A 25,524-nucleotide genomic window follows, 5' to 3' on the forward strand; every position below is an offset into this window, starting at 1 on the left:
AACCTTTCCGGCCACGGCACTGCCGGCGGAGGAACCCGGGGCGGCGTCTTCCCGGACCGCCGCCCCCGCGGGGCCGGCCGGAGCGCGCAAGGCAGCGGCTGCCACCCGCCTCCGACCGCCCCCGCACCACCCGCCCGGCCGGCCCCGCGGGCCGTTCGCTGGGGCTCCGCCCCAGACCCCGCGCCTCAAACGCCGGCGGGGCTGGATCTGCCGGCCCACGACCCGGGCTCCGCGACGGCGACCGACCACCGCAACGCGAAGAAGGGACGTCATGCTCGACCACCTGATCAAGGGAGCCACCGTCGTGGACGGGACCGGCGCCCCCGCGTACGTCGCCGACGTCGGGATACGCGACGCCCGCATCGCCGTCATCGGCGCGCCCGGAACCGTCACCGAGCCCGCACGCACCAGCGAGGACGCCGCCGGGCTCGTCCTGACACCGGGGTTCATCGACCCACACACGCACTACGACGCCCAGCTGTTCTGGGACCCCTACGCGACCCCCTCCATGAACCACGGCGTCACCACCGTCGCCGGCGGCAACTGCGGTTTCACCCTCGCCCCCCTCAACCCGGCCCGTCCGCAGGACGCCGACTACACGCGCCGCATGATGAGCAAGGTCGAGGGCATGGCGCTCGCCGCCCTCGAAGAGGGTGTCGACTGGACCTGGTCGACCTTCGGCGAGTACCTCGACGCGCTCGAAGGCCGGATCGCCGTCAACGCCGGGTTCATGGTCGGCCACTGCGCCCTGCGCCGGTACGTGATGGGTGAGGAGGCCGTGGGCGGCCGGCCCAGCGAGACGCAACTCCGGCAGATGCTCGACCTCTTCCACGACGCCATGAACGCCGGCGCCTGGGGCCTGTCCACCACCCAGTCCTCCACCCACTCCGACGGTGCGGGCGACCCCGTCGCCTCCCGCCACGCCGAGCCGGCCGAACTCCTCGCCCTCTCCCGAGCCGTCGGCGAACACGAGGGTACCCAGCTCGAAGCCATCGTCGCCGGCTGCCTCGACCAGTTCTCCGACGAGGAGATCGACCTCTTCGTCGAGATGAGCGCGACCGCCGGGCGCCCCCTGAACTGGAACGTCCTCACCATCGACGCCTCCGTCCCGGAACGGGTACCGCGCCAGCTCGTACCGAGCGAACGCGCCCGCAAGGCCGGCGGCCGCATCGTCGCGCTGACCATGCCGATCCTGACCCCCATGAACATGTCCCTCGGCACCTTCTGCGCCCTCAACCTCATCCCCGGCTGGGGCGAGATCCTCGGCCTGCCCGTCCCCGAGCGGATCGCGAAGCTGCGCGACCCCGTCGTACGGGCGGAGATGCTGCGCCGCGCCGACAGCAAGGAGGCCGGGGTCTTCCGGCGCCTCGCCAACTTCGGCCGGTACGTCATCGGTGACACGTACAGCAAGGAGAACGAGGGGCTCTCAGGGCGGGTCGTCAACGACATCGCCGCCGAGCGCGGCCAGGACGCCTTCCACTGCCTGGTGGAGATCTGCGCCAACGACGACCTGCGTACGGTGCTGTGGCCCATGCCGACGGACAACGACCCGGCCAGCTGGACCCTGCGCGCCGAGACCTGGCAGCACGAGGACGTCATGCTCGGCGGCTCCGACGCGGGCGCGCACCTGGACCGCATGTGCGGGGCCCCGTACACGACGCGGTTCCTCGGGGACTGCCTTCGCGGTCGCCGGCTGGTGCCGCTGGAGCAGGCGGTACGGATGCTCACCGACGACCCGGCCCAGTTGTTCGGGCTGCGCGAGCGCGGGCGGATCGCCGAGGGCTGGCACGCGGACCTGGTGCTCTTCGACCCGGAGCGGATCGAGGCGGGCCCCGCGACGCTCGTGCACGACCTGCCCGGGGACAGCCCCCGGCTGGACGCGCGGGCCGTCGGCATCGTCTCGGTACGGGTCAACGGCGTGGAGACGATCCGCGACGACGAGGTGACGGGCGCGATCCCGGGGATCGTGCTCCGGTCGGGCCGGGACACGAGGACGGTGAGCACCCGATGAGTGAGCGGGAACCGCAACGGCTGTACATCGGCGGCGAGTGGGTGGAGCCCGCCGGCGGCCACTACGAGGTGGTCGACCCCGCGGACGAATCGGTGGTCGGACTCGCACCGCAGGCCACCCGCGGGCAGGTCGAGGAGGCGGCGCGGGCCGCGGCGGAGGCCTTCGAGGGCTGGTCCCGGACGGCGCCCGAGGAGCGGGCGGCCATCCTGGACCGGGCCGCGGACATCATCCAGCGCGAGTTCGAGCCATGGGCGGCCCTGGCGCAGGCGGAGACGGGCGCGCCGACCGGGATCGCGCGGGGCATGCAGGTCGGGGTCGGGGTCTCCCGCTTCCGGCGGTACGCGAAGGGTGCCTTGGAACCGGTGGAGCGGGGTCTTCCGCCGCAGGTGACCGAGGCCGGCCCGATGGGGAAGGCGAGCATCCTGGGCGCGCTGGAGGTGCGCCAGCCGGTCGGGGTGGTCACCTGCATCACCTCGTACAACAACCCGTGGGCGAACCCGGCGGGCAAGGTGGCCCCGGCCCTGGCCATGGGCAACACGGTGGTGGTGAAGCCGGCCCCGCAGGACCCGCTGTCGGTGTTCAAGATGGCCGGGGCGCTCCACGAGGCCGGAGTCCCGGCGGGCGTGGTGAACGTGGTCTGCGGCACCTCGGCCGAGGTGGGCGAGGCCGCCGTGGACTCCCCGTACGTGGACATGGTGTCCTTCACCGGCTCCACGGGGGTCGGGCAGCGCATCGCCGAGGTCTGCGGCCGGACGATGAAGCGGCAGCTGATGGAGCTGGGCGGCAAGGGCGCGGCGATCGTGTTCGACGACGCCGACCTGGACGCGGCGGTGATGGGGATCGGCACCACCTTCTCGTTCTACTCCGGCCAGATCTGCACGGCGCCGACCCGGGTGATCGCGCACCGGGCGGTGTACGAGCAGCTGGTCGAGAAGCTGACCGGGTACCTGGCCTTCATGCGGGTCGGCGATCCGGCGGTGCCCGGCACGGTGGTCGGCCCGGTGATCTCGGCGGCGCACCGGGACCGCGTGGAGTCGTACATCGAGCTGGGGAGGAAGGAGGGCGCGCGCATCGCGCACGGCGGCGAGCGCCCGGTGGTCGGGGACGGCCGCGGCTTCTATGTGGCCCCGACCCTCCTCGTGGACTGCACGAACGACATGCGGGTGGTCCGGGAGGAGATCTTCGGGCCGGTCGTCGTGGTGGTCCCCTTCGACGGCGGGGAGGAGGAGGCGGTGGCCCTCGCCAACGACAGCGATTTCGGGCTGCTGAGTTACGTCTGGTCCGGGGACTCGGCGCGCGCCTTCCGCGTGGCGCGGCGGCTGCGGGCCGGCGGGGTCGGCGTCAACACCATCGGGCGGAACATGGAGGCACCGTTCGGCGGTTTCAAGCGGTCCGGGGTCGGGCGGGACGTGGGCTCGTACGCGCTGCACGCGTACAGCGAGACGCAGTCGATCGTCTGGACGGCCTGAATCGTCTGGACGGACTGAGGGGAAGGGGAAGGGCTCGCCCCGGCCCTGCCCTTCCCCGGCCGCCTCAGTTGTCGTTGAAGTAGTCGGTGAGAACGCAGCCCTTCACCTGGGCGTTGGCCTTCACGTAGCCGCTGGGCGCGGTGAACTTCGGGTGGCAGTTCAGGATGAGCAGGCCGCCCGGCTTGCTCATCGAGGCGATGGCGGACCCGCTGTCGGTCAGGACGGCGAAGTCCTGGCCGATGAGGAACCCGCCCCTGAGGCCTCGGTTGGGGCTCTCCTTCATCTTCTGCTCCAGGTCGGCCTTGTAGGCGGCCTGGAACTTCTTGGCGTCCTTGTACATGAGGATGCGGGTGCCGTGGCCGCAGAAGCCCTGCTCGGTGACGGACCACTTGCCGTCGTACTTCGTCTCGGTGTCGGGGGACTCGTCGTCCGTGGGCTCCATGGAGAGGGACGAGCACCTCGTGTAGCCGTTGATGAAGCGGGCGGCCGCGGCCATGGTGCCCGCCTTGGGCAGCCGCTGGAAGGGGGTCCCGTCCTTGGGTGCGCCACCGTTGACCCCGCCGTTCTTGGTGGGGTTCTCCAGGGTGCCTTCCATGGGGCCGCCGTCACCCCCGCCACCGGCGGCGCCGCCGCTGAGGCCGCCGATCTGCCCGATGTTGCCGGCCGCTCCGCTGTCGCCGCTGCCGCAGGCCGTGAGGACGAGCAGGGCCGTGACGGCCGTGGCAGTGGTGAGCAATGGCGTGATGCGCATGGTTTCGTGTGTCCCCGCGTAGATGACCTTGAACGGCCGCGACTTTAGGCCGGTGGTCATGTCCGCGGCAAACGGCTCGGACCAGGGGCGAGGGGCGGGATGGCGGCACAAGTCACACGGGAAAGTGTCGAAACGCCCAAAGCGGACAAGGCTGCGGTTTCCGCATGCCGGAACACGCTGTCCGCCCTCTGTCAAATTTATCGACATGTGGAACCCGTCGTACGGCTCCGGCTCCACCGTCCTCGGCGTCGGCAGCGTGTTCGTCATCGGCGTCGGCCTGCTGGCCCTCGGCCTGGTGATCATGCTGGTCGCCGAGCGCCGCAGCCCCGCCTTCTTCCGCGGCGAGATCCTGACGAAGTCCACCCCGGCCCTGGTGGTCGAGGGCTGACCTCACCGTGACCGGGGCCCGGCCGGGTCGTTCAGCACGGCATGAACGCCATGAAGCGCAGCCTTGCCGCCCTGGTTCTCTCGGGAGGCGTCGCCCTCGCCCTGAGCCCCGCCATCGCGCACGCCGGCGAGTCCGCCAACCCGGGGCCTCCGATCGCCAAGCGCCTCGGCGACATCGTCGACCACCCCGGGCATGCCGTGCACGACACGAAGACGGCGGTGGGCGTGACCGCGTCGGCGGCCGGCTCAGCCGCCAAGGCGACGGACGGCTCCCTCTCGGGGACCGGGTCGGCCCTGACGGGCGGACTGCCGAAGACCCCGAAGGTCGGCTGAGCGCGGCTGGGCCCCCTAGGGGGTGAGCAGGACCAGCGGGATCTCCCGGTCCGTCGCCTCCCGGTAGGACGCGTACGAGGGCATCGCCGCCACCACCACCGGCCACAGGCGGTCCACCTCGGCCGGGGTGGCGGGGCGGGCCGTCGCCCGGAAGGTCTCGGCCCCGACCTGGAGGGTGACGGCCGGCTCGGCCACCAGGTTCAGGTACCACGCCGGGTGCCGGTCGGCGCCCGCGTTCGACGCCGTCAGGACGTACGCCTCCCCGTCGCGTACGTAGGCCAGCGCCGTGCGGCGCAGCAGCCCGGACCGCCGCCCCCGCGTGGTCAGCAGCAGGTCCGAGATCCCGGGGCGCGGCTGCCCGGCCGTCTCCTCGAAGCGGCGGATGTGCTCGGCGACCCAGGGGTTCGGGCTGTCGCTCACCTCGGCGCTCACCTCGGCGGTGACCTCGGCGCTCACCTCGGCGGTGACCTCGGCGCTCACCTCGGCGGTGACCTCGGCGCTCACCTCGGCGGTGACCTCGGCGCTCACCTCGGCGGTGACCTCGGCGCTCACCTCGGCGGTGACCCCGTCGGTCACTCCCGCGGTCACTCCCGCGGCCACTCCGGCGGTCATCTCGTCAGTCACCACCGTCATGCCGCCGTCACCCCCGCGTGCGCGCCGTGCACGGTCGGTGTCCGCACCTCGTCCAGGACCGCCCGGGCGAAGTCGGCAGGGGTGATCCGGCTGCCGGCGTCGGCCGGGGCGAAGACGTACCCGCCGCCCGGCACGCCGTCGTGGTCGAAGTCCCCGGCCGGACTCAGCACCGCCCAGTCCAGACCCGTCGGCGCGGCCGCCTCCAGTGCATCGGTCCCGGCGCCGTGGCCGACGTAGAACTCCCGCCACTCCTGCGGATACCCGGGCGTGTCCATCAGCGCTGCCCCCGACGCCGTGGGCAGTACGGACGCCAGCCCGACGGACACGAGCCGCCCGACCCCGGCCCGCCCGAGGCCCGCCGCCAGCCCCCGGGCCGCCGCGGGGAAGAACACCCCGGGGGCCGCCTGCGCGTCGTACACCGCGACGACCGCCGCGTGGTGGCCCGCCGCCAGCCGCGTCACATCGTCCGCCGAGGTCACGTCCGCGTCGGCGCGCCCCGCCTCCGTGACCTCGTACCCGCGCGCCCGCGCCTCGGCGACGACGGCCCGGCCTACCCGCCCGCGGGCCCCGAACACGATGAGCTTGTTTTCGTTTCGCTGCGTCATGGCAAGGACCTTAGGAGGAGGCCTGGTTACCGACCGGATACCGGCCTAACGTATGGATCATGAGCGCACCCGAACCAGAGCCGCTGGACCTGGAGATGTTCGATCCCGTCTGCCCGTCCCCGCTGGTCCCGTTCCGGATCGGCGACAAGTGGGCGACGCTGATCCTGCGTTGTCTGGAGGGCGGTCCGCGCCGCTTCTCGGAGCTCAAGGTCCCGCTGCGCGGCATCACGTCCAAGTCCCTGACGCAGTCGCTGCGTTCCCTTGAACGCGACGGCTTCGTGGCCCGCACCGAGCAGGCGCCCCCGGAGCGCCGCGTCGAGTACGCCCTCACTCCGCTCGGCCGCGGCCTGCTGGGCCCGCTGGACGCGGCGTGCGAGTGGACGAGGGAGCACTGGGACGAGCTCATCGACGCCCAGGAGGCGGGAGCCGAAAGGGACTTCGCGGGAGCCTGATCGTTGATCAGCGCATGATCCTGTGGCTACTCCGTCGTCGACGTCCAGTGGCCGCTGATGCGCAAGGGCGAGCCGAGCTACGAGGTGACCAGCGAGCAGACGCACGCCATGTACACGGCCCTCCAGGCGTACGAGCCCGTCGGCGCCCGCAGCGAGACCTTCTACTCAGCCCCAGGTCCGGGAGCACAGCACCAGCCGGTACCCGTCGGGGTCGGCGATGGTGACGCCGTGCTCGTCCCAGTACGGGTTGTGGGACTCGACCCGGGTCCCGCCGTGCTCGACGAGGCGCTGGACGAGTGCCTCGTCGGGGGTCTGGCCGAGGTAGACCACGAACAGGTCGTCCACGGTGGGGGCGGGGGCCACCGGGTTCTCCGGGTCATGGGTGAGCTCGAAGTGCCAGCCGCCCCCGGCCGGCCCGACCATGACGAGGTCGTGCTCCCCGGACACCCGCTCGGGGGTCCGCCACAGGATGTCCAGCCCGAGCCCGTACACGTAGAACCGCTCGGCGGCGCGGAGGTCGAGCGAGGGGCGGGCGACCCGGATGTGGGTACGTGAATCGATCATGCGGCGATCCTACGGCGAGCCGCACTCTCGGAAGAGTGCCGAAACTCCATCGGGCGGGGGACGGATCTTGGGCTGTGGACCTGCGTTGACGCGGGGTGAATTTTAGGTAAGCCTTACCTCGCTTTCGTGTGGGCCGCCCGTGGCCCACGTCCACGCACCATCGGAGCCCACACCCATGTCGTCCCCCGCCGTCTCCGCCCCCCACGGCGTGCCCGCCCGTCCGCTGCGCCTCTACGACTCGTGGTGGACCGTGGCGGCAGCCGGGCTGGTGGCGGTGCTCGTGCTGACGGCGGGGCTGTGGTTCTCCCTCCACGTGCGCACCGACGAGACGCTGCACACCGCCGCGCTCTTCGTGCACCTCGCCTCACTCGTGCTCGGCTTCGGCGCGGTGCTGTCCGCCGACTACCACGGCCTGCTGTGGGCCACCGGGCGCTGCACGCTCACCGAGGCACTCGGCGCCACGACCCGGCTCCATGTGCCGATCTGGGCCGGACTGGGCGGGCTCGTCGCGAGCGGCATGATGCTGCACCCCGATCTCGGATCCCCGCTGACCCTCGCCAAGGTCGGACTCGTCCTCCTGCTCACCCTCAACGGCCTCCAGGCCGGTCTCCTATGCCGCCGGCTCGCCGCGGCCGCCGGACCGGTCGGGCGCGGCGTGACGGCCTGGGGCGGGGTCACCGCGCTGCTGTCCCAGCTCTGCTGGTGGGGCGCGGTCGTCATCGGCTTCCTCAACACCAACCGCTGACCGGCGCACCCGGGCGAAAAGCAGGTGCGGGGCGGCTCGGGGGCGGCCTAGCTTGGCCCCGTGAGCAGCGACTATCCATTCGCCGACGGGTACAACCTCGTCTGGGATCTGACCGGCTTCCGCGCGGACGAGGAGATAGCGCACTCCGTCTCGCTTTCGAGGGACCAGTTCCTGGAGGTCAGGCACCTGTTCGTGCTGGGTGACGATCCCTGGATGGTGGCCGGCGAGTACCACGTGGCGCCGAGCCTCTGGCCGCGCCTGTGCCAGGCCGTTCCGGGCCTCGGATTCCAGCGTGATGTGGACTACTTCCTCGGCGCCCGTCAGGCCTTGCCCGACGGGCGTTTCTGGCGCCCGGCGGCGGGCGCGGTCCCACCGGGGCCGGTTCCGCCTCCGTGAGAGCCGCTTGAGGGCCGCCCGCGCTGCTTGAGGGCCGCCCGCGCACCTTGGGAGCCGGCCGGCCGGACCGGTCGGGGCCCCGCCGCCGCGCCTGTACGTGCGGCCGCGCGGGGCGTACGTACAGGCGGGCGCACGCGGATTCAGCGCTTCGGCATGCCCGTCGGGAGCTTGCCGGCCTCGCTCTTCTCGAAGGTGTCGGTGCCGGCGCCGTCCCAGGTGACCTTCAGGCTGGTGGCGTCGACCGAGTCGACGTGGCCCTTGGTGCGGGTGCCGCCCTTCGGGCACGTCGTCTCGATCGTCTTGCCGTCGGTGGTGCCCTGGCAGGTCTCACCCGTGGCCGCCTCGATCACGATGGCGATCTTGCCGTTGACGGTGAGGATGACGGCCTTGCCCGGGTTGGCCATGGAGACCCAGCCGCCCTCCAGGCTGCCGCCCTTGGTGTCCCCACCGGTGCTGCCGGTGGTGCCGGCGGCGGCCCCGGCCGCCGGGCTGCCGGCGGCCTTCTTGTCCGTCGTGGAGCTGTCGCTGCTGCAGCCGGTGACGGCGAGGGCGGCCGCGAGTCCGGCGGCAGCGGCGCAGATACGCAGGTTCTTGTGCACGAGAAGTCCCCCATGGAACACGAGTTGATCGACAGAACGTGCCAACGTACCAGGGGGTCCGGCGCGTCGGCGGATCGGATCAGAGGTACTGGGCGAAGTCGTCCAGGACCCGCAGGAGCTCCGGCTCGGCCTCCGAGGGGAGTTGGAGGACGACCTCCTCGATGCCGAGCTCGGCGTAGTGGGCGAGCTTGCCCGGGTTGGGCTTGACCGCGTAAGGGACGACCTGGAGGGACTTCGGGTCGCGGCCGGCGGTCTCCCAGACCTGATGCAGCACCGGGAGGGTCTCGGTCAGGCCGCGGCCGCCGATCGGGAGCCAGCCGTCGGCGTGGTCGGCGATCGCGGCGAAGAGCTTCGGGCCGGCCGCGCCGCCGATCAGCGTGCGGGGGCCGTACAGGGGGTGGCCGGGGCCGAGTTCGCGCGGGGGCTGGACCGGCTTGGGGTACGCCGTGCTCGCGTGGGCGGAGGAGTACTGGCCGACGTACGCCGTGGGCTCCGGGGCCCACAGGGCGCGCATCAACGCCATCCGGTCCCGGACCAGTTCGCGGCGGGTGGGCCACTCGACGCCGTGGTCGGCGGCCTCCTCGACGTTCCAGCCGTAGCCGATGCCGAGGGTGAAGCGGCCGCCGGAGAGGTGGTCCAGCGTGGCGACCTGCTTGGCGAGCCCGATCGGGTCGTGCTGGGCCACCAGGGTGATGCCGGTGCCGAGGTGCAGGCGCTCGGTCACGGCGGCGGCCTGGCCGAGGGCCACGAAGGGGTCGAGGGTGCGCCCGTACATGTCCGGGAGTTCACCGCCCTGGGGTGCGGCGGTGTCGCGGGCGACGGGGATGTGGGTGTGCTCCGGGAGGTAGAGCCCGGAGAACCCGCGCTGTTCGAGCTCGTGGGCGAGACGGGTGGGGGAGATGGTGCGGTCGGTGAGGAAGATGGTCGTGGCGATCCGCATGCTGATGGCACCTCCGAGACGTGGGACGGCCAACGTACGGCGTTCCACGTCCCGGTGGCAGGCCCTGCTCGGTCAGCCGCGCGGGTAGCGGGCCAGCCAGCCCGGGGCCGAGACCGCGGGGCCGTGGAGGGCCGGGCCCTGGGTCATCTCCAGGGCGAAGTCGTCGGCGAGTTCCAGCATCGTGGCGCGGCCTTCGAGGTCGGTCAGCCAGGCGGGTGGGAGGGCCGTCTCGCCGTGGAGGGCGCCGAGGAGGGCTCCGCAGAGGGCGCCGGTGACGGTGGAGTCGCCGCCGTGGTTGACGGCGAGACGCAGCCCGTGCGGGACGTCCTCGGCGATCAGGGCGCAGTAGACGGCGACAGCCAGGGCGTCCTCGGCGTCGCGGCCGTCGCCCGGGGAGAGGGACTCGACGATCCTGGGGCTGGGCGTGCCCGCGGTGACGGCGGAGACCGCGCGCTGGAGGGCGTCCGTGACGGGCTGGTGGGCGGGGCGGGAGCCCAGCAGGCCGAGGGCGCGCTGGACCGCGGAGTCCAGGGAGTCGCCGCGGGTCAGGCCGTGGACGATCACGGCGAAGGCTCCGGCCGAGAGGTACGCGGTGGGGTGGCCGTGGCTCTGGGCGGCGCATTCCACGGCGAGTTGGAGCACCAGGGCGGGCTGCCATCCGACCAGCAGGCCGAAGGGGGACGAGCGGACGGTGGCCGCGGCGTCTCGGGCCGTGGGGTTCTTGGGCTGTTCGAGGGTGCCCAGGATCTCGTCGGCGAAGCCGGTCATGCAGGCCCGGTCGGGGCCGCGGCGGGCGTACAGCCACTCCTCCTGGGCCAGCCAGCCGTTGTCCTTGCGGCGTTCGTCCGGGCCCCAGTCGTGCTGGGTCGCCGTCCAGCGGAGGTAGGCGCGGTGGACGTCGGTGGGCGGGTGCCAGGCGCCGGTGTCCCGGCGTACGTGGGCCCGTATCAGGCCATCGACGGTGAAGAGGGTGAGCTGGGTGGAGGCGGTGACGGTGCCTCGGCGTCCGTAGGCAGGGGCGAGTTCGGTCAGGCCCTCCAGGCCGTGGGCCTTGCGGATCCCGTCGAGGGAGAGGCCGGCGACGGGCGCGCCGAGGGCGTCGCCGATGGCGGTGCCGAGCAGGGTGCCGCGGACCCGGCTGCGGAAGTCCTGCTGCTCGGTCCGGCCCCACAGGGCGGTGGCGGTGGCGCCCGTCGCCGTTGCGGCCTTTGCCGCCGTGGCTGCCTTTGGCGATGCCGTCGCCGTCGTGTCCATGCCGTTTCCCCCCGCTGGCTCTGGCGCGCACTGTAGTGGACAGGTTCGGTCGAAATCGGAAGGGGAGAGACTGCCCGCCCGTAAGTGACCGGAGAACGGCCGGAATGCGAATACTTCCGGCCCCGCCCGATCGTGTGGCACGTTTTGCCACTGTCCGTCGAGCCGGTTGTTATCAGCCACACCTCGTACATGCGGCGTTTCCCCCGGCCGCCCAGCCTCGGAGGCATGAAGAAGGCACTCCTCGCCGCGACCGTCGTCGCCTCCGCACTCACCGCTTCCCTGGTCGCGGCCCCGGCCGCCACCGCCTCCGGCCTGGACCTCCCCTGGGCCGGCCGGCACCACGGCCAGTCCGCCATCCCCTTCACCGGAGCCGTCGTCACCGCCGGCGCCGACGGTTCGTACACCCTGAAGTGGAGTGCCAGGGGCACCGAGCGTCGAGATCAAGGCGAACGGCAAGGTCGTCGCCAAGGGCTGATGTGCCCGAGCCCGGCCGGACCGCCCCCGGCCGGACCGCCCCCGGCCGGACCGCCCCCGGCCGGACCGCCCCCGGCCGGGCTCGGGCCCGTCCCGGGCCGAGTTCAGTCCAGTACGGGGAGCAGCTCCGGCAGGTGTCCGTCCGAGGCCGCGGCCGCCCGCTGCCGCTCCTGCGGCACCTCCCCGTACAGCGTCGTGCGGGCCTTCGCGGGCCGGCCGGCCGCCTCGGCGACGGCGATCAGGTCCTGCACCGACTTGTACGAGCCGTAACTCGACCCCGCCATCCGGGAGATGGTCTCCTCCATCAGCGTCCCGCCCAGGTCGTTCGCCCCCGAGCGCAGCATCTCCGCCGCGCCCTCCGCGCCCAGCTTCACCCAGCTCGTCTGGATGTTGGTGATGTGCGGGTGGAGCAGGATCCGGGCCATCGCCGTCACCGCCCTGTTGTCGCGGACCGTCGGGCCGGGACGGGCGATGCCCGCCAGGTACACGGGCGCGTTGGTGTGGATGAACGGGAGCGTCACGAACTCCGTGAAACCGCCGGTCCGCTGCTGGATCCGGGCCAGGGTGCGGAAGTGGCCGAGCCAGTGCCGGGGCTGGTCCACGTGCCCGTACATCATCGTGGACGAGGAGCGGATCCCGAGCTCGTGCGCGGTGGTGACGGCATCGATCCAGTCCGCCGTCGGAAGCTTGCCCTTGGTCAGCACCCAGCGGACCTCGTCGTCCAGGATCTCCGCCGCCGTGCCCGGGATGGAGTCCAGGCCGGCCTCCTTGGCCGCCGTCAGCCAGTCCCGTACGGACATCCCCGTGCGCGTCGCGCCGTTGACGACCTCCATCGGGGAGAAGGCGTGCACGTGCATGCCCGGCACCCGCTGCTTCACCGCCCGCGCGATGTCGAAGTACGCCGTCCCGGGCAGGTCCGGGTGGATGCCGCCCTGCATGCAGACCTCGACCGCGCCCACGTCCCAGGCCTGGGCCGCCCGGTCGGCGACCTGGTCGAGGGAGAGGGTGTACGCGTCGGCGTCCGTGCGGCGCTGCGCGAAGGCGCAGAACCGGCAGCCGGTGTAGCAGACGTTGGTGAAGTTGATGTTCCGCGTGACGATGTACGTGACGTCCTCGCCCACCACCGACTTGCGCAGGTCGTCCGCGATCCGGCACAGCGCGTCCAGGGCCGGGCCGTCCGCGTGGAGCAGGGCGAGTGCCTGCTCGTCATCGAGCCGCGTCGGGTCGTCGGCGGCCTGCGCGAGGGCCGCCCGTACGTCCGTGTCGATGCGCTCGGGCACCATGCCGGGGGCCGCGGCCTCCCGCAGCGCCTCCCAGTCGCCGTAGACGTGGTCGAAGTCCTCGCGCCGGTCGCCGGTGCGGCCCTCGGTGTCGATGGCGGTGTGCAGGTCGGTGCGCCCGTACGCGGCGAAGCCCTCCTCGGGCTCCTGCCACGGATGGCCCGTAACCTCGGCGTCCGGGTTCGCGAGGCCGGTCTCCGGGTCGGCGAGGGCCCGGACGTGCGGCAGCAGCCGCGGGTCCAGCCACGGCTCGCCGCGCCGCACGAACTCCGGGTACACGCAGAGGCGTTCGCGCAGCTCGAAGCCGGCCGCCGCGGACCGCTCGGCCAGCAGCTCGATCTGGGGCCAGGGGCGCTCGGGGTTGACGTGGTCGGGGGTCAGCGGCGAGACCCCGCCCCAGTCGTCGATGCCGGCGCCGATGAGGCGTGCGTACTCCCCGTCCACGAGGTTGGGCGGGGCCTGGAGGCAGCCGGACGGGCCCATGATGTGCCGGGCGACGGCGATCGTGGCGACGAGATCGTCCAGCTCGGCGTCCGGCATGCCGCGCATCGCCGTGTCCGGCTTGGCGCGGAAGTTCTGGATGATCAGCTCTTGGACGCCGTGGTACGAGCGCGCGACGCGGCGCAGCGCGAAGAGGGAGTCGGCGCGCTCCTCGTACGTCTCCCCGATGCCGATGAGAAGGCCCGAGGTGAAGGGGACGGAGGAGCGCCCCGCGTCCTCCAGCACGCGCAGCCGTACGGCCGGTTCCTTGTCGGGGGAGCCGTGGTGCGGGCCGCCGGGCTCGGACCACAGGCGGGTGGCGGTGGTCTCCAGCATCATGCCCATGGAGGGTGCGACCGGCTTGAGCCGCTGGAAGTCGGACCAGGACATGACGCCCGGGTTGAGGTGCGGGAGGAGGCCGGTCTCCTCCAGGATGCGGATCGCCATGGCCCGTACGTACGCGAGCGTGTCGTCGTACCCGTGCGCGTCGAGCCACTCGCGGGCCTCGGGCCAGCGGTCCTCGGGCTTGTCCCCGAGGGTGATCAGCGCTTCCTTGCAGCCCAGTTCGGCGCCGCGGCGCGCGATGTCGAGCACCTCGTCCGGGGACATGTACATCCCGTGCCCGGCGCGGCGGAGCTTGCCGGGCACGGTCGCGAAGGTGCAGTAGTGGCATTTGTCGCGGCACAGGCGGGTGAGGGGGATGAAGACGCTCTTCGAGTACGTGATGACACCCGGCCGTCCGGCCGCCGCCAGCCCCGCGTCGCGGACCCGGGCGGCGGAGGCGGCGAGGCCGTCGAGATCGGCGCCGCGGGCCTGGAGGAGCACCGCGGCCTCGGCCACGTCGAGCGCGACGCCGTCGCGGGCCCGGCGCAGAGCACGGCGCATCGCGTTGTCGGTCGGAGCAGGGGTGCTCGGAGTCGTCATGAGGCGAGCATACGATCCGGTGATACGGGCGCGGAGTGGGTCATCGCATGAGCTCACCGGCGTTGACCAGCAGGGACTGGCCGGTTATCGCCCTGGCCCGGTCGGAGGCGAGGAAGGCGGCGGCGTCGGCGACGTCCCCGTCGGTGGCGAGGTCGGGCAGGGCCATGCGGTCGGCGAGGCGGGCGTGCACCTCGGTCTCCGGCACCCCTTCGCTGTGCGCGGAGAAGGTGACGAACGCCTGCACGGGCGGCCCCCACATCCAGCCGGGGAGCACGGTGTTGACGCGGATCCGGTGCGGGCCGAGTTCGCGGGCCATGGAGTACATGGCGGAGGTCAGCGCGCCTTTGGAGGCGGCGTAGGCGGCCTGCTGCACCTCGTTGGGGGCGGCGACGGCGGACTGGGTGCCGATGATGACGACGGCCCCGCCGTTGGCCTTGAGGGCGGGGAGGCAGGCGCGGGTCATGCGCAGGGTCCCGAGCAGGTTCACGTCGATGATCTGCTGCCAGGTGCCGAAATCGGCGTCTTCGAGCCCGCCGAAGTAGGAGTCCCAGGCGGCGACGTGCACGACGGCGTCCACGCCCCCGAACCGCTGCCGCGCGAGCGCGACCAGGGCGTCGCACTGGGCCTCGTCAGTGATGTCGGTGGGCAGGTAGGCGGTGTGGACGCCGACGGGGTCGATCTCGGCGGCGGTCTTGGCCAGATTCGCCTCGGTACGCGCCCCGAGCACGGCGTTCCCGCCGTCGCGCACCACGGTGGCGGCGACCTGATGGCCGAGCCCGGCACCGACGCCGGAGACGATGACGGTCTTCCCTTGCAGCAACAGCATGCGGTGCCTCCTGGCGGGGCCGGAGCCAAGGAACCTGACGGGTCGTCAGGGTAGGGCGTGCGGGCGCGGGAGGGAAGGCGCGGGCGGTCCGGGGCGGAGCCCCGGGGAACGGTGGAAGGGCGGGTGGGGACAGGCACCGCCCAGCCCCCTGCGGCCTAGTGCCGTGGCCGGCTGGTCCACCGTCGAGGTGTGCAGGTCGGCCGCCTGCTTGACGACCACCGCGGCCCGGAGCAGCGCCGCCGGCGCCCGCAGCCAGCCCAGCCGCAGGCCGGGCGCCATCACCTTCGAGAAGCTGCCGAGCAGGGCCGTGCGGTCCTCCGCCCCCGGGTGCGCGGCGAGCCAGGCCACGTCGGGCCCTTCGTAGCGGAGTTCGCCGTACGGGTCGTCCTCCACCAGCCACAGCCCGAGCCGCTCCGCGGTCCGCGCGACCGCCGCCCGCCGGGCACCCGGCAGGGTGCGGCCCGTCGGGTTCTGGAACGTGGGCACCGTGTAGAGCAACTTGGGCCGCTCCCGCGCGACGAGCTCCGCCAGCGCGTCCGGCAGGATCCCGTTCTCGTCGCAGGGGACGGGTATCACGCGCGCCCCCGCCAGGCCGAAGCACTGGAGGGCCGCCAGGTAGGTCGGGTTCTCGACCAGTACGGTGTCGCCCGGCTCGATCAGGGTCGTGGCGAGGAGCCCGAGTGCCTGCTGCGAGCCCGTGGTGACGACCACCTCGTCCGCCGTGGTCGGCAGCCCCCGGGCCGTCAGCCGCGCCGCGATCGCCTCGCGGAGCTCCGGCACGCCCTCGGTGGTGGAGTACTGGAGCGCCCGGCCCGCGGAGTGCGCGAAGGCGGCGTCGTACGCGGTCCGCAGCCCCTCGGTGTCGAACAGCTCCGGTGCCGGGAGGCCTCCGGCGAAGGAGATCGCCCCGGGGCGCTGGGTGACCGCGAGGATCTCCCGTACCGGCGAACCCCCCACCGAGGCGGCACGGGCGGCGAACGCGGGCGGCGGCTGGGCGGCGGCGAGCATGGGGACTCCTTCGGGGGAGGCGGCTGGGCGCAGCCTAGCCAGGAAAGGTGCAGGCAGCACCTACCTGTCCAGTACGTGAACTCCTCCCCGCACCCTCCCGAACTGACGCGGCATCAGCTAGACCGGTCCCATGACGACAGACGAGACGGAAGCAGCCCAGGACCATCGTGTGGACGACTACGCCGAGCTCGCGGCCGTCGGGCCGTACGGCGTCCGGCCCGGCCATGCGCTGATCACCATGGTCGAACCGCACCCGGGCCACGAGTACGCGTACAACCGCTGGTACGAGGACGACCACTACTACGCCGGCGCCATGGCCATGCCCTGGATGTACGCCGGCCGACGCTGGGTGGCCACACGGGAGCTCCAGGAGCTGCGCTACCCCGAGAAGTCGGCGGTCGCCCAGCCGGTCACCACCGGGTGCTACATCTCGACGTACTGGGTGACCGAGGGCCGCTACGACGAGCACATGAAGTGGACCGTCGGCATCAACAAGCGGCTGAACCGCGACGGCCGCGTCTACCAGGACCGCACCCACGTCTTCACGGCCTTCCAGGACCACGCCGCCACGGTCTACCGCGACGGGGCCGCCGGCCCGCGGGACTTCCACGCCCTCGACCACCCGTACGCGGGGCTCGTGGTGCAGGTCATCGACGCCGACGGGCCGGAGCGGCGGGCGGAGCTGCTGGACTGGCTGCGCTCGCGCGCCCTGCCGAAGCGGCTCGCCGGGTCCCCCGTGGCGATGGTGACGGTGTTCCGGCCGACGCCGCTGCCCGGGGACCGGATGACCTACGTGAAGCAGGTCGAGGGGGTCGGCACCCGGCTGACGCTGCTGTGGTTCCTGGAGGCGGATCCGCGTGAGTGCTGGGACCGCTTCGAGGGGCTGGACGTAGAGGTCGCGGAGGCGGGGCACGGGCGGGTGGAGCTGGTGGCGCCGTTCATTCCGACGGTTCCGGGGACGGACCGCTACGTCGACCAGCTGCGGCGGCGGTAAACGGCCCTCGGGGGTCCGTCCCTGTCCGTCGTCCCTGTCCGTCGTCCCTGTCCGTCGTCCCCGTTCGTCGTCCCTGTCCGTCCGTCCGGACATGGCCGAGCCCCCTCGGCCAGGACGGCGGGCCGGACGAGAGGGCTCCAGTCAGTACTGCTGGTCGTGCGTTTAGTGCGTGTCGTGCGTGTCGTGCGTGTCGTGCGTGGCGGGCGGCTGGGGCGTGCGCCTTGCTGTTCAGGCGAGGTGCCCCAGCCGGCCTTCGGTGACGTCTGTGACGAACGAGGTCCAGGAGCCCGGCGCGAAGGTGAGGGACGGACCGTCCTGCACCTTCGAGTCGCGGACGGCGATGGCCGTCATGACGGGGGACTTGACCTCGACGCAGGCGCCGTTGGCGGAGTAAGAGGACTTGGTCCAGATTTCCGTCGCACCCTGACGAATAGCCATGTTTTTTCTCCGGTTCAGCGAGTAGTTCCGGTGTCGTGTCGGCCATTACTCCGGCTGACTTGAGCGACGCTACCCGCAGCTCTCGATGGGTGAAGGGGGCGTTCACCCGACCGAGTGGCATATTCCATTCAGGCCTTCTGTGGCTGGGGAGTGACGGTGTACGGTGCCGGCCTCCTCCGCCGCCTGCCCCGATTGCTCCAGGTTTAGTTCCCTTTGCCTGCAAAGTGGTCGATGATCTCCGTGATGAACTGCCTGGTCTGGTCGACATTCAGGGCCTGCGCGCGCAGATGCTCGTACATCACGCTGTATTTCTGAACGTCGTTGGCCTTCTCCAGGTACAAATCGCTCGTCACGCCCTCGATGTAGACGACCGTCGAGTCCGACGCGTCCGGGAATTCCAGAATGGCGTACTGGCCGTTGACCCCCGGATGGGCACCCATCGAGAAGGGCATCACCTGCACGGTGACGTGCGGCTGCTCGGACTGCTCTATCAAGTACTCCAGCTGCCGGATCATCAGCTGGACGTCGCCCACGTGCCGGCGGAGCGCCGCTTCGTCGATGACCGCCCACAGGCGCAGCGGTCCGAGCTCCGGATTGTTGTTGTCGGTTTCGGAGAGCCGCTTCTGGCGGTGCATCCGAACCTGCACGCGTTTGTCCACATCCGCCGGAGAAGTCTCCGGCCATGCGCCGCGAACCAGCGACTGCGCGTACTCCGGCGTCTGGAGCAGCCCGGGGATCACCAGGGGCTCGTACGTGCGCAGGCTGGCGGCGTCCGTCTCCAGGCCGATGTAGACGCTGTACGGGATGTCGCCGAAGGCGTGCCACCAGCCCTGCTGGCGGGAGTCCTTGGCCATCTGCATGAGGGAGTCGACGAGCCGGCGGTCCTCGACCTCGTACACGTCGCACAGGTCGCGGACGTCGCGCTGGCTGATGGACCGGCGGCCGTTCTCCAGTCGGCTGATCTTGGACTGGGAAACGAGCAGGCGTTCGGCGACCTGCTCGGCCGTCATGCCCTTGTCCTCGCGGAGCTTGCGCAACTCCATGCCCAGTCGGCGGCGTCGGACGGTGGGATTGACATTGGACGCCACGGGAACGGCACCTCCGCCTTCTTCTGTCTCTCTGCGTGTCTGATGTTGAGCAGACTGCCACCGAAGGGCGTGACGGCGCTGGGGAACGGGCGGGAAAAGCAGACGCGCGGGGTGGCGGGGCCGGAGGACCGGCCCCGCCACCCCGCGCGCCGGGGCTTCCCGAACCGGGTCTTGGGGGACGTCGGTTGCGGCGATGGCGTTTCGGTGGAGCTGGGCGCCTGCCGGTGCTTCAAGGGGTGTGGCAGGCGGTGAAACCGCTGGTACTGGTCCTGCTGGTACTGATCCTGCTCGTAACTAGTCCTGCTCGTACTGGTCCTGCTGTACGGGTCCTGCCGGTGGATCAGTGCGCGGCCGCGCGGGCCATCGCACCAGTCCGGCGCGGCTGCAGCGGAATGCCGCTCGCCGTGGCCCGGGCGGGCGGTGCCGGTGCGCGGTCACGGCGTGGCTGTGCCGCCACACCGTTCTGGACGTCCATCACGGCGTGCGCCACGAGACCGCCCATCGGGTCGTGCCGGATCAGATCCCGCAGCCGGGATCTGGACGACCGCCCCTCGTTGCCGGGGTACAGGTGCTTGCCGAGTCCGACCGCGTGGGCCAGTGCGGCGAGCGCCGCGGTCCGCGGGTCCGGCGGTACGCCGGTGCGGATCGCTGTGTCCAGCCGGGCACGGATCTCCCGGCTGATCGCCGTGTCCGTCGCCTGGTAGCGAGTCGTCGGCAGCACCCCGCACATCTGTCCCGCCACGGCATGGACCATGCCGCAACGCTCCAGGTGAGCGAGGTAAATCTGACGGAGCCCCAGCCGGGGTCCGCCGATCCAGTGGACGGCCCGTACCGGGCTGCCGCGCCTGCGCAGCAGTTCCAGTGCGGAGTCCAGAGTCGGATCTCCTGTCGGCCGTGGCATCACCACGGCGATACGATCCCCGTCAGGGGCTATCCGTCCTGCCAGAGCCAGCTCTACTAGCTGTGCCCCGGCCAGGCCGAGGTCGAGCGACTGCGGCTGCGCCGTGGTTCCCGTTGTCGGGTCCAAGGCGAGCAGCAGAAGCTCCTCCGGAATTGTTCTGCGGCTCCTGCCCATCCATGCCTCCCCGCGTGGATGAGTGACAGGGTGACGCCTCTCACATTCATCTGTCGAGAGCGCCTGGACGCTTTGTGGGGGAACCGTCAGCTATGTCGTTCTCGTCTAGCACGGGGGCGATGCCCCCGAGACGGGACACTGTTAGACATTCGGACAGCCGGACGTGGTGGCGATCGAGGAGGAACTGGTGGCGGGCGAGTCCCCCGACAAGTCGGTAGATGAAGGTGCGGCGGGGGAGGGACGCGGAAGCGACCCGAGGCTGTCGGTGTTCCGGCCGCGGGATCCCGAGCCGGAGCCGGACGCGGACCCGCTGCGGGAAGCGGTGGCTGCCTGGGTCGCCACCGCCGACCCCTCCGGGGAGGAGCCGGAACCCGAACCGGAGCCGGAACCCGAACCGGAGCCGGAACCGGAGCCGGAACCGGCCACCGCGGACGCCTCGGCGGGTTCCCCCGGTCGGGTGGACCCGCCGAAGCCTGCCGACACGGACACGGACTCGGCGAAGCCCGAGCCCGTGTCGGCCACCTCCGCCCCCGCATCGGGCTCGGCCCCGTCGGACGCCGCCAAGCCGGCCGCGGGCTCTGCCGTGTCTGGGTCGGGTTCCGCTTCCACTTCCGCGAAGGCCGGTTCGGCTGCCGCCGAGGAGCCGGCCGACAGTGAGCGCACCGCGGTGTTCCGTGCGCTGAAGCCGAGCTCCGCCCAGGCGCCGAGGAGCAAGCCGGCCGACGAGCCCCGGAAGCCCAGCTCTGCCCCGGCCGGTTCGGGTTCCGCTTCGGCCTCGGCGCCGTCGGGCGCGGGCAAGCCGGACGCCGCTGCCAAGCCGGCCGCGGATCAGCGGTCGGGTTCTGTCGCCGCCGGGTCGGGTTCCGGTTCCGCGAAGGCGGGTTCGGCTGGCGCCGGGGAGCCGAGCGATAGTGAGCGCACGGCGGTGTTCCGTGCCTTCAAGGCGGACTCTGCCCCGGCCGGTTCGGGTTCCGGTTCGGCCTCGGCGCCGTCGGGCGCGGGCAAGCCGGATGCCGCTGCCAAGCCGGCCGCGGATCAGCGGTCGGGTTCTGTCGCCGCCGGGTCGGGTTCCGGTTCCGCGAAGGCGGGTTCGGCTGGCGCCGGGGAGCCGAGCGACAGTGAGCGCACGGCGGTGTTCCGTGCCTTCAAGGCGGACTCTGCCCCGGCCGGTTCGGGTTCCGGTTCGGCCTCGGCCCCGTCGGGCGCGGGCAAGCTGGACGCCGCTGCCAAGCCGGCCGCGGATCAGCGGTCGGGTTCTGTCGCCGCCGGGTCGGGTTCCGGTTCCGCGAAGGCCGGTTCGGTTGCCGCCGGGGAGCCGAGCGACAGTGAGCGCACCGCGGTGTTCCGTGCGCTGAAGCCGGGCTCCGCCCAGGCGCCCGCGGGCAAGCCGGTCACCAACCCCCGGCCCGGCTCCACCCCGGCCGGGTCGGGTTCCGGTTCGGGTGTGGCCCCGTCGGGTGCCGAGCAGCGGTCGGGCTCTGCCCCGGCCGGGTCGGGTTCCCCGTCCGGTGCGCGTACGCCGGATGCCGGTGCCAAGCCGGGTGCTGGCAAGCCGGACGCCGACCAGCGGACCACGGCCTTCGGTGTCGTTCGGCCGGGCTCCGCCCCCGCCGGGCCGGGCTCCGCCAAGCCGGCGGACGGGCAGCGGTCGGGTTCCGCCCCCGCCGGGCCGGGTTCCGCCAAGCCGGCGGGGTCCTCGTCCGTGGGGGGCGGTAAGCCGGTCGGTGGTGGTGACGAGAAGACCACCGCGTTCCGGGCCGTGCCGCCCAAGGCGGTCGGTGAGGACCGGTCCAGCACCTTCGTACCGCTGCGCGGCAGTGACGCACCCGCCCCCGCCCCCGCCCCCGCACCCAAGCCGGAGGGACCGACGCGCCCCTCCCTCGCGCCCAGCGAGCGGACCACCCAGCAGCCGCTGCCGCCCAAGCCGCCGCTCGACATGCTGGCGGACCTGACGAACAACCCGCCCCCGCCGCCGAGCCCCCTCCGCACGGCGGTGCGCAGGTTCAAGATCTACGCCCCGGTCGTCGCCCTCCTGGCGATCATCCTCGCCGTCGTCCAGCTGGTCCGCCCGCTGCCCGAGCCCAAGCTCGTGTCGACCGCGAAGACCTCGTACACCTTCGACGGCGCCGCCCCGGCCCTGCCCTGGCCCAAGGAGGGCCAGGCCTACATGGCGGCCGCCGGCCTCGGCACCGTCGGCACCTTCGGCGACCAGAAGCCCGTAGCGGTCGGCAGTGTCGCCAAGGCCATGACGGCCTACGTGATCCTCAAGGGCCACCCCCTCAAGAAGGGGGAAAAGGGTTCGATGATCGACGTGGACAAGACCGCCGTCGACGACGGCCGCAAGGACTCCGAGGGCGAGTCCACCGTCAACACGCTGAAGGAGGGCGGCAAGATCTCCGAGTACGACGCCCTCGCCGCGATCATGATCCCCTCCGCCAACAACGTCGCGCGGCTGCTCGCCCGCTGGGACACCGGCGGTGACCAGGAGGCGTTCGTCAAGAAGATGAACGACACCGCCAAGGAACTCGGCATGACCAACACCACGTACACGGACCCCTCGGGTCTGGACGCGACCACGGTCAGCACAGCCGAGGACCAGGTCAAGCTCGGCCTCAAGCTCGTCGAGATGCCGGAGCTGATCGCGATCACCAGGCTGCCGAACTGGACCGACCCGTCGGGCAAGGTGCACCGCAACTGGAACACCCTCATCCCGTACGACGGCTCGCTCGGCATCAAGACCGGATCCACCACCAAGGCCGGCGGCAACCTGCTCTTCGCCGCCGAGAAGAAGGTCGGCAAGACCAATCAGCTGATCGTCGGCGCGGTCCTCGGCCAGCACGGCGTGCCGATCCTCGACACCGCCATCGGAGCCAGCAGGGACATTCTGCGTGCCACGCAGAAGATGCTGACGAACGCGGCCGTGGTCAAGAAGGGCGATGTCGTCGGGTACGTGGACGACGGCCTCGGCGGCCGCACCCCGGTCGTGGCCACCGCCGATGTGGATGCGGTCGGCTGGCCGACCCTCACCGTGACCGTCAAGCTGGGGAACGGCGACGGCAAGCTCCCGCAGACCGCCACGGCCGGCACCGAGGTCGGCGTACTGACCGTCGGCGAGGGCGCCAGCCAGGTGAAGGTGCCGGTGGCTCTGCAGAGCGACCTCACCGCGCCGGGCCTCGGCAGCAAGCTGACCCGCGTCGGCTGACACCAGGCGACTGCAGCTGCGGCTGCGACTGCGAATGCGCACTCCGGCGCCCCGGGCAACCCCGGGGCGCCGGGGTGCGTCTAGGGAGCCGGAACTCATGGGTCATGTGTTGGGGAGTGTGCGTCGGCAGTGAGCACCGCTGAGCAGCAGAGGCAGGGCCCTGGGCCCGCCGCGGGGGCCGGCGCGTCCGGTGAGCCGGGTGTGCCCGGCGCCACCGGCGTACGGGCCCGCGCGCGCGGTGTCCTCGGCTGGGCCCACCGGCATCCGGTGGCCGTCGCCTCCGCCGTCGCCGCCGCCCTGCACATCGCCTGGTTCTTCAGCTTCGCCAACAGCGGCGGCGACCTCGCCGCGCAGGACGCCTGGGCCGAGTTCGTGGGCCGCCATCCCGATTCGGCGTACAACCTCGCCTGGTACGGCGGCATGCACCCGGTCTCGTACAGCGTGGTCTCGCCGTACGTGATGCACATGATCGGCGTCCGGACCACGATGATGATCGCCGGCACCCTTTCGGCGGGGCTGCTCGCGCTGATCCTGACCCGCTGCCGCGGTGTCGTCCGGCAGCCGCTGTGGCCCGCCCTGGCCGGGGTCTACGGGCTGCTGTGCAACGCGCTGTCCGGCCGGGTGACCTTCGGCCTCGGCGTGGTGTTCGCGCTCGGTGCCGTCGCCGCCGTCTTCTGCTGGCCCCGGAAATGGGCCTACCGGCGCTGGGCCAAGGCCGCCGTGGCCGCCCCGCTCGCCGGGCTTGCCACCGCCTCCAGCCCGGTCGCCGGGCTGTTCCTCGGGGTGATCGCGGCCGCGCTGTTCCTGAGCGGGCGGCGCCCAGGCGCGTACGCGCTGGGGCTGGCCCCCGCGGCGGTGGTCGGGCTGTCGTCCTGGCTGTTCCCCTTCTCCGGCACCCAGCCCATGAAGCTGGGCTCGGCCGCGCCGCCGTTCGTGTTCGCCCTGCTGATCCTTTTCCTCGTGCCGAAGGGCTGGAAGACGGTCCGGATCGCCTCGGGCGTCTACGCCTTCGGGGTGTACCTGACCTGGCAGATCGACTCCCAGGTCGGCTCGAACGTCACCCGGATGGTCATGCTGTTCGGCGGGGCCGTGCTGCTCGCGGCGCTCCCGTACGCCGTCCCCCGCTCGCGCCACTGGTACGCGGTGGCGCTCGCCTTCGCCGGGCTGAACGCCTGGATCACCGCGAACAGCGTCACGGACATCGTCCGCACCACCCCGGTGGCCGCCTGGAACCGGGAGCTGGCCCCGCTCGTCGACCAGCTCCAGAAGGCCGGCGCCGACCGCGGCCGGGTCGAGGTCGTCCCGGCCAGCAGTCACCGCGAGTCCTCGGCCTTCCCCTCGTACGTGAACCTGGCGCGCGGCTGGAACCGGCAGGCCGACCTGGAGCGGAACCCGCTCTTCTACGACGACACCCTCAGCGCCGACAGCTACCGGGCCTGGCTGGAGCGCTGGGCCGTGCACTACGTGGTGCTGCCCGCCGACAAGCCCGACTCGGGCGGGGTGGACGAGGCGAAACTGGTGCGCGAGGGGCTGCCGTACCTCCAGCAGGTGTGGGGGGACGTGAACTGGCAGCTGTTCAAGGTGTACGAGCCGACGGACCTGGTGTCCGGACCCGCGACGGTGGTCCGGGCCGGCGCCGACCAGCTGGTCATCGACGTGAAGCAGGCCGGGCGGGTGCTGGTGCGGATCCCGCATTCGCCGTGGCTGGGGCTGGTGGACGGCGCCGGGAAGGCGGTGCCGCCGCCGCAGGAGAAGCCGGCGGCGAAGGCGACCCCGGGGGCGGGGAAAGTGCCGGGGCTGCCGGCGCTCCCGACCCCGCCCGAGAAGCAGTACGAGAACACGGCCGGGTGCCTGTTCAAGGCGGCCCCGGACGCCGCCGGGGACGTGTGGACGGAGCTGCTGGCACCGGCTCCGGGGGAGTACCGGGTCGCGGCGAAATACCAGCTCCCGCGGGGTACGCCCTGCCCGGAGGAGCTGATCTACCAGACCGTGGGTCCGCAGCGGCGGCCTGCTCCGCCGCAGCCGTGATCCGAATTCTTTACGTCCGGTCCGGGTGCGTTGGTCCTTATATCTGCATACGATCCCAGTAGTCCGATTGGGTGCTTTCCGAGGGAGTTGACGACGGGATGACCAAAGAGCAGAAGCAGGACTTCCGGGCGGCTGTCGCGAAGGCGATGGAGCCGGGCCAGGCGCGGCGCGCGCAGGGGCACGGCTTCGAGGGTCCGGTGCGGAGCAAGGTCAAGGGAGGCGCCCACACGAAGGCGGAGCTCAAGCGGTCCGGAACCCCGCAGGGCGACCGCATCGGCGAGCGCAGCAGGGGCCTGAGCTGACCCCCTGGCGTGACCAGACCAGACCAGACCAGACCAGACCAGACCAGACCAGACCAGACCTGTGCCTGCCCTGCCCTTATCCCCCATTCCCGCGTCGTCGTGACGCAGCCCTTCCGGCTTCGGCCGGGAGGGCTTTTTGCTGCCACTGCCCGGGCGTCCCCTCCCGCGTAGATCACACAACAGGCCGCAGTGCTCCCCACCCTTGACGGTGTGAAGCCCTGCGGCCTGTGTCGATCACGGTGCCCCCGGCAGGATTCGAACCTGCG

Annotated in this window: 22 protein-coding genes and 2 pseudogenes; 11 read left to right on the forward strand and 13 right to left on the reverse strand. The window is 72.1% G+C overall.

Going from position 1 to position 25,524, the window contains the following annotated elements:
- Nucleotides 1-271: 271 nt before the first annotated feature.
- A complete protein-coding gene (locus J7I97_RS27255) occupies nucleotides 272-2,011 on the forward strand; it encodes an amidohydrolase family protein (RefSeq protein ID WP_214939708.1) in 1,740 nt (579 codons plus the stop codon).
- Nucleotides 2,008-3,480: an aldehyde dehydrogenase family protein gene (locus tag J7I97_RS27260; RefSeq protein WP_214939711.1), complete on the forward strand. Its 1,473-nt coding sequence runs from the start codon at nucleotides 2,008-2,010 to the stop codon at nucleotides 3,478-3,480. Before J7I97_RS27255 ends, J7I97_RS27260 begins: the two co-directional genes overlap by 4 nt.
- Nucleotides 3,481-3,544: 64 nt before the next feature.
- Here J7I97_RS27260 and J7I97_RS27265 read toward each other — a convergent pair whose 3' ends face one another.
- Nucleotides 3,545-4,291 (reverse strand): hypothetical protein, encoded by a 747-nt coding sequence (locus J7I97_RS27265; protein ID WP_214939714.1) that lies wholly within the window; start codon nucleotides 4,289-4,291, stop codon nucleotides 3,545-3,547.
- A 142-nt stretch (nucleotides 4,292-4,433) separates the two neighbouring features.
- On the opposite strand from J7I97_RS27265, the pseudogene J7I97_RS27270 reads away from it, so the two are divergent.
- Together J7I97_RS27270 and J7I97_RS27275 are read left to right on the forward strand one after the other, a co-directional pair.
- Nucleotides 4,434-4,619 (forward strand): annotated as a pseudogene (locus J7I97_RS27270) (amino acid transporter); the annotation flags it as partial.
- Between the two features lie 50 nt (nucleotides 4,620-4,669).
- On the forward strand, nucleotides 4,670-4,951 hold the full coding sequence (locus J7I97_RS27275) for a hypothetical protein (protein WP_251049655.1): 282 nt from the start codon (nucleotides 4,670-4,672) through the stop codon (nucleotides 4,949-4,951).
- A gap of 15 nt (nucleotides 4,952-4,966) precedes the next feature.
- On the opposite strand, the gene J7I97_RS27280 is transcribed toward J7I97_RS27275, so the two are convergent.
- A complete protein-coding gene (locus J7I97_RS27280; RefSeq protein ID WP_251059218.1) occupies nucleotides 4,967-5,584 on the reverse strand; it encodes a nitroreductase family deazaflavin-dependent oxidoreductase in 618 nt (205 codons plus the stop codon).
- Nucleotides 5,581-6,189, reverse strand: a complete 609-nt coding sequence (locus J7I97_RS27285) for an NAD(P)-dependent oxidoreductase (RefSeq protein ID WP_214939719.1) — start codon at nucleotides 6,187-6,189, stop codon at nucleotides 5,581-5,583. The genes J7I97_RS27280 and J7I97_RS27285 overlap by 4 nt, the downstream gene beginning before the upstream one ends.
- Nucleotides 6,190-6,248: 59 nt before the next feature.
- On the opposite strand from J7I97_RS27285, the gene J7I97_RS27290 reads away from it, so the two are divergent.
- On the forward strand, nucleotides 6,249-6,641 hold the full coding sequence (locus J7I97_RS27290; protein WP_214939722.1) for a helix-turn-helix domain-containing protein: 393 nt from the start codon (nucleotides 6,249-6,251) through the stop codon (nucleotides 6,639-6,641).
- A 165-nt stretch (nucleotides 6,642-6,806) separates the two neighbouring features.
- On the opposite strand, the gene J7I97_RS27295 is transcribed toward J7I97_RS27290, so the two are convergent.
- Complete coding sequence (locus J7I97_RS27295; RefSeq protein WP_214939725.1) at nucleotides 6,807-7,205, reverse strand: VOC family protein; 399 nt, start codon at nucleotides 7,203-7,205, stop codon at nucleotides 6,807-6,809.
- Nucleotides 7,206-7,380: 175 nt separating this feature from the next.
- Here J7I97_RS27295 and J7I97_RS27300 point away from each other — a divergent pair, with 175 nt between their 5' ends.
- Nucleotides 7,381-7,950: a hypothetical protein gene (locus J7I97_RS27300; RefSeq protein WP_214939729.1), complete on the forward strand. Its 570-nt coding sequence runs from the start codon at nucleotides 7,381-7,383 to the stop codon at nucleotides 7,948-7,950.
- 60 nt (nucleotides 7,951-8,010) lie between these two features.
- The gene (locus J7I97_RS27305; protein WP_214939732.1) at nucleotides 8,011-8,346 is read left to right on the forward strand and encodes a hypothetical protein; all 336 of its coding nucleotides are present in this window, start codon (nucleotides 8,011-8,013) and stop codon (nucleotides 8,344-8,346) included.
- Between the two features lie 140 nt (nucleotides 8,347-8,486).
- On the opposite strand, the gene J7I97_RS27310 is transcribed toward J7I97_RS27305, so the two are convergent.
- From J7I97_RS27310 to J7I97_RS27335, 6 genes and pseudogenes are all read right to left on the reverse strand, one after another.
- Nucleotides 8,487-8,945: a hypothetical protein gene (locus J7I97_RS27310; RefSeq protein WP_308369148.1), complete on the reverse strand. Its 459-nt coding sequence runs from the start codon at nucleotides 8,943-8,945 to the stop codon at nucleotides 8,487-8,489.
- A 79-nt stretch (nucleotides 8,946-9,024) separates the two neighbouring features.
- On the reverse strand, nucleotides 9,025-9,885 hold the full coding sequence (locus J7I97_RS27315; protein ID WP_214939735.1) for a TIGR03619 family F420-dependent LLM class oxidoreductase: 861 nt from the start codon (nucleotides 9,883-9,885) through the stop codon (nucleotides 9,025-9,027).
- A gap of 72 nt (nucleotides 9,886-9,957) precedes the next feature.
- Nucleotides 9,958-11,139 carry an ADP-ribosylglycohydrolase family protein gene (locus J7I97_RS27320; RefSeq protein WP_214939738.1) on the reverse strand — a complete coding sequence of 394 codons (1,182 nt, stop codon included), beginning with the start codon at nucleotides 11,137-11,139 and terminating at the stop codon, nucleotides 9,958-9,960.
- 578 nt (nucleotides 11,140-11,717) lie between these two features.
- Nucleotides 11,718-14,297, reverse strand: a complete 2,580-nt coding sequence (locus tag J7I97_RS27325) for a bifunctional FO biosynthesis protein CofGH (protein WP_214939741.1) — start codon at nucleotides 14,295-14,297, stop codon at nucleotides 11,718-11,720.
- Between the two features lie 40 nt (nucleotides 14,298-14,337).
- A complete protein-coding gene (locus J7I97_RS27330; RefSeq protein WP_214939744.1) occupies nucleotides 14,338-15,123 on the reverse strand; it encodes an SDR family oxidoreductase in 786 nt (261 codons plus the stop codon).
- Between the two features lie 159 nt (nucleotides 15,124-15,282).
- A pseudogene (locus J7I97_RS27335) lies at nucleotides 15,283-16,131 on the reverse strand (PLP-dependent aminotransferase family protein); the annotation flags it as partial.
- 130 nt (nucleotides 16,132-16,261) lie between these two features.
- On the opposite strand from J7I97_RS27335, the gene J7I97_RS27340 reads away from it, so the two are divergent.
- On the forward strand, nucleotides 16,262-17,125 hold the full coding sequence (locus J7I97_RS27340; protein ID WP_214939747.1) for a hypothetical protein: 864 nt from the start codon (nucleotides 16,262-16,264) through the stop codon (nucleotides 17,123-17,125).
- A gap of 228 nt (nucleotides 17,126-17,353) precedes the next feature.
- Here J7I97_RS27340 and J7I97_RS27345 read toward each other — a convergent pair whose 3' ends face one another.
- The 3 genes from J7I97_RS27345 to J7I97_RS27355 all read right to left on the reverse strand — a co-directional run bounded on the left by J7I97_RS27345 (nucleotide 17,354) and on the right by J7I97_RS27355 (nucleotide 19,726).
- The gene (locus tag J7I97_RS27345) at nucleotides 17,354-17,563 is read right to left on the reverse strand and encodes a DUF397 domain-containing protein (protein ID WP_214939750.1); all 210 of its coding nucleotides are present in this window, start codon (nucleotides 17,561-17,563) and stop codon (nucleotides 17,354-17,356) included.
- Between the two features lie 203 nt (nucleotides 17,564-17,766).
- Nucleotides 17,767-18,651 (reverse strand): helix-turn-helix transcriptional regulator, encoded by an 885-nt coding sequence (locus J7I97_RS27350; protein ID WP_214939753.1) that lies wholly within the window; start codon nucleotides 18,649-18,651, stop codon nucleotides 17,767-17,769.
- 340 nt (nucleotides 18,652-18,991) lie between these two features.
- Nucleotides 18,992-19,726: a GPP34 family phosphoprotein gene (locus tag J7I97_RS27355; protein ID WP_214939756.1), complete on the reverse strand. Its 735-nt coding sequence runs from the start codon at nucleotides 19,724-19,726 to the stop codon at nucleotides 18,992-18,994.
- A 163-nt stretch (nucleotides 19,727-19,889) separates the two neighbouring features.
- On the opposite strand from J7I97_RS27355, the gene J7I97_RS38950 reads away from it, so the two are divergent.
- The 3 genes from J7I97_RS38950 (at nucleotide 19,890) to J7I97_RS27370 (ending at nucleotide 25,258) form a co-directional block, all read left to right on the forward strand.
- Nucleotides 19,890-22,928, forward strand: coding sequence for a hypothetical protein (locus tag J7I97_RS38950; protein WP_308369147.1), 3,039 nt, complete (start codon nucleotides 19,890-19,892; stop codon nucleotides 22,926-22,928).
- Nucleotides 22,929-23,057: 129 nt separating this feature from the next.
- A complete protein-coding gene (locus tag J7I97_RS27365; protein WP_374195518.1) occupies nucleotides 23,058-24,956 on the forward strand; it encodes an MFS transporter in 1,899 nt (632 codons plus the stop codon).
- Nucleotides 24,957-25,054: 98 nt separating this feature from the next.
- Entirely contained in the window at nucleotides 25,055-25,258 is a 204-nt protein-coding gene (locus J7I97_RS27370) for a hypothetical protein (RefSeq protein ID WP_251051012.1), read from the forward strand.
- Nucleotides 25,259-25,524 lie beyond the last annotated feature (266 nt).

This window comes from Streptomyces sp. ISL-87, assembly GCF_018614095.1.
In the GTDB taxonomy this organism is placed as follows: domain Bacteria; phylum Actinomycetota; class Actinomycetes; order Streptomycetales; family Streptomycetaceae; genus Streptomyces.

Coding starts and splice junctions, on each gene's coding strand:
- J7I97_RS27255 (WP_214939708.1), top strand. CDS start 272: ATGCTCGACCACCTGATCAAGGGAGCCACCGTCGTGGACGGGACCGGC.
- J7I97_RS27260 (WP_214939711.1), top strand. CDS start 2,008: ATGAGTGAGCGGGAACCGCAACGGCTGTACATCGGCGGCGAGTGGGTG.
- J7I97_RS27265 (WP_214939714.1), bottom strand. CDS start 4,291: ATGACCACCGGCCTAAAGTCGCGGCCGTTCAAGGTCATCTACGCGGGG.
- J7I97_RS27275 (WP_251049655.1), top strand. CDS start 4,670: ATGAAGCGCAGCCTTGCCGCCCTGGTTCTCTCGGGAGGCGTCGCCCTC.
- J7I97_RS27280 (WP_251059218.1), bottom strand. CDS start 5,584: ATGACGGTGGTGACTGACGAGATGACCGCCGGAGTGGCCGCGGGAGTG.
- J7I97_RS27285 (WP_214939719.1), bottom strand. CDS start 6,189: ATGACGCAGCGAAACGAAAACAAGCTCATCGTGTTCGGGGCCCGCGGG.
- J7I97_RS27290 (WP_214939722.1), top strand. CDS start 6,249: ATGAGCGCACCCGAACCAGAGCCGCTGGACCTGGAGATGTTCGATCCC.
- J7I97_RS27295 (WP_214939725.1), bottom strand. CDS start 7,205: ATGATCGATTCACGTACCCACATCCGGGTCGCCCGCCCCTCGCTCGAC.
- J7I97_RS27300 (WP_214939729.1), top strand. CDS start 7,381: ATGTCGTCCCCCGCCGTCTCCGCCCCCCACGGCGTGCCCGCCCGTCCG.
- J7I97_RS27315 (WP_214939735.1), bottom strand. CDS start 9,885: ATGCGGATCGCCACGACCATCTTCCTCACCGACCGCACCATCTCCCCC.
- J7I97_RS27320 (WP_214939738.1), bottom strand. CDS start 11,139: ATGGACACGACGGCGACGGCATCGCCAAAGGCAGCCACGGCGGCAAAG.
- J7I97_RS27325 (WP_214939741.1), bottom strand. CDS start 14,297: ATGACGACTCCGAGCACCCCTGCTCCGACCGACAACGCGATGCGCCGT.
- J7I97_RS27330 (WP_214939744.1), bottom strand. CDS start 15,123: ATGCTGTTGCTGCAAGGGAAGACCGTCATCGTCTCCGGCGTCGGTGCC.
- J7I97_RS27340 (WP_214939747.1), top strand. CDS start 16,262: ATGACGACAGACGAGACGGAAGCAGCCCAGGACCATCGTGTGGACGAC.
- J7I97_RS27345 (WP_214939750.1), bottom strand. CDS start 17,563: ATGGCTATTCGTCAGGGTGCGACGGAAATCTGGACCAAGTCCTCTTAC.
- J7I97_RS27355 (WP_214939756.1), bottom strand. CDS start 19,726: ATGGGCAGGAGCCGCAGAACAATTCCGGAGGAGCTTCTGCTGCTCGCC.
- J7I97_RS27370 (WP_251051012.1), top strand. CDS start 25,055: ATGACCAAAGAGCAGAAGCAGGACTTCCGGGCGGCTGTCGCGAAGGCG.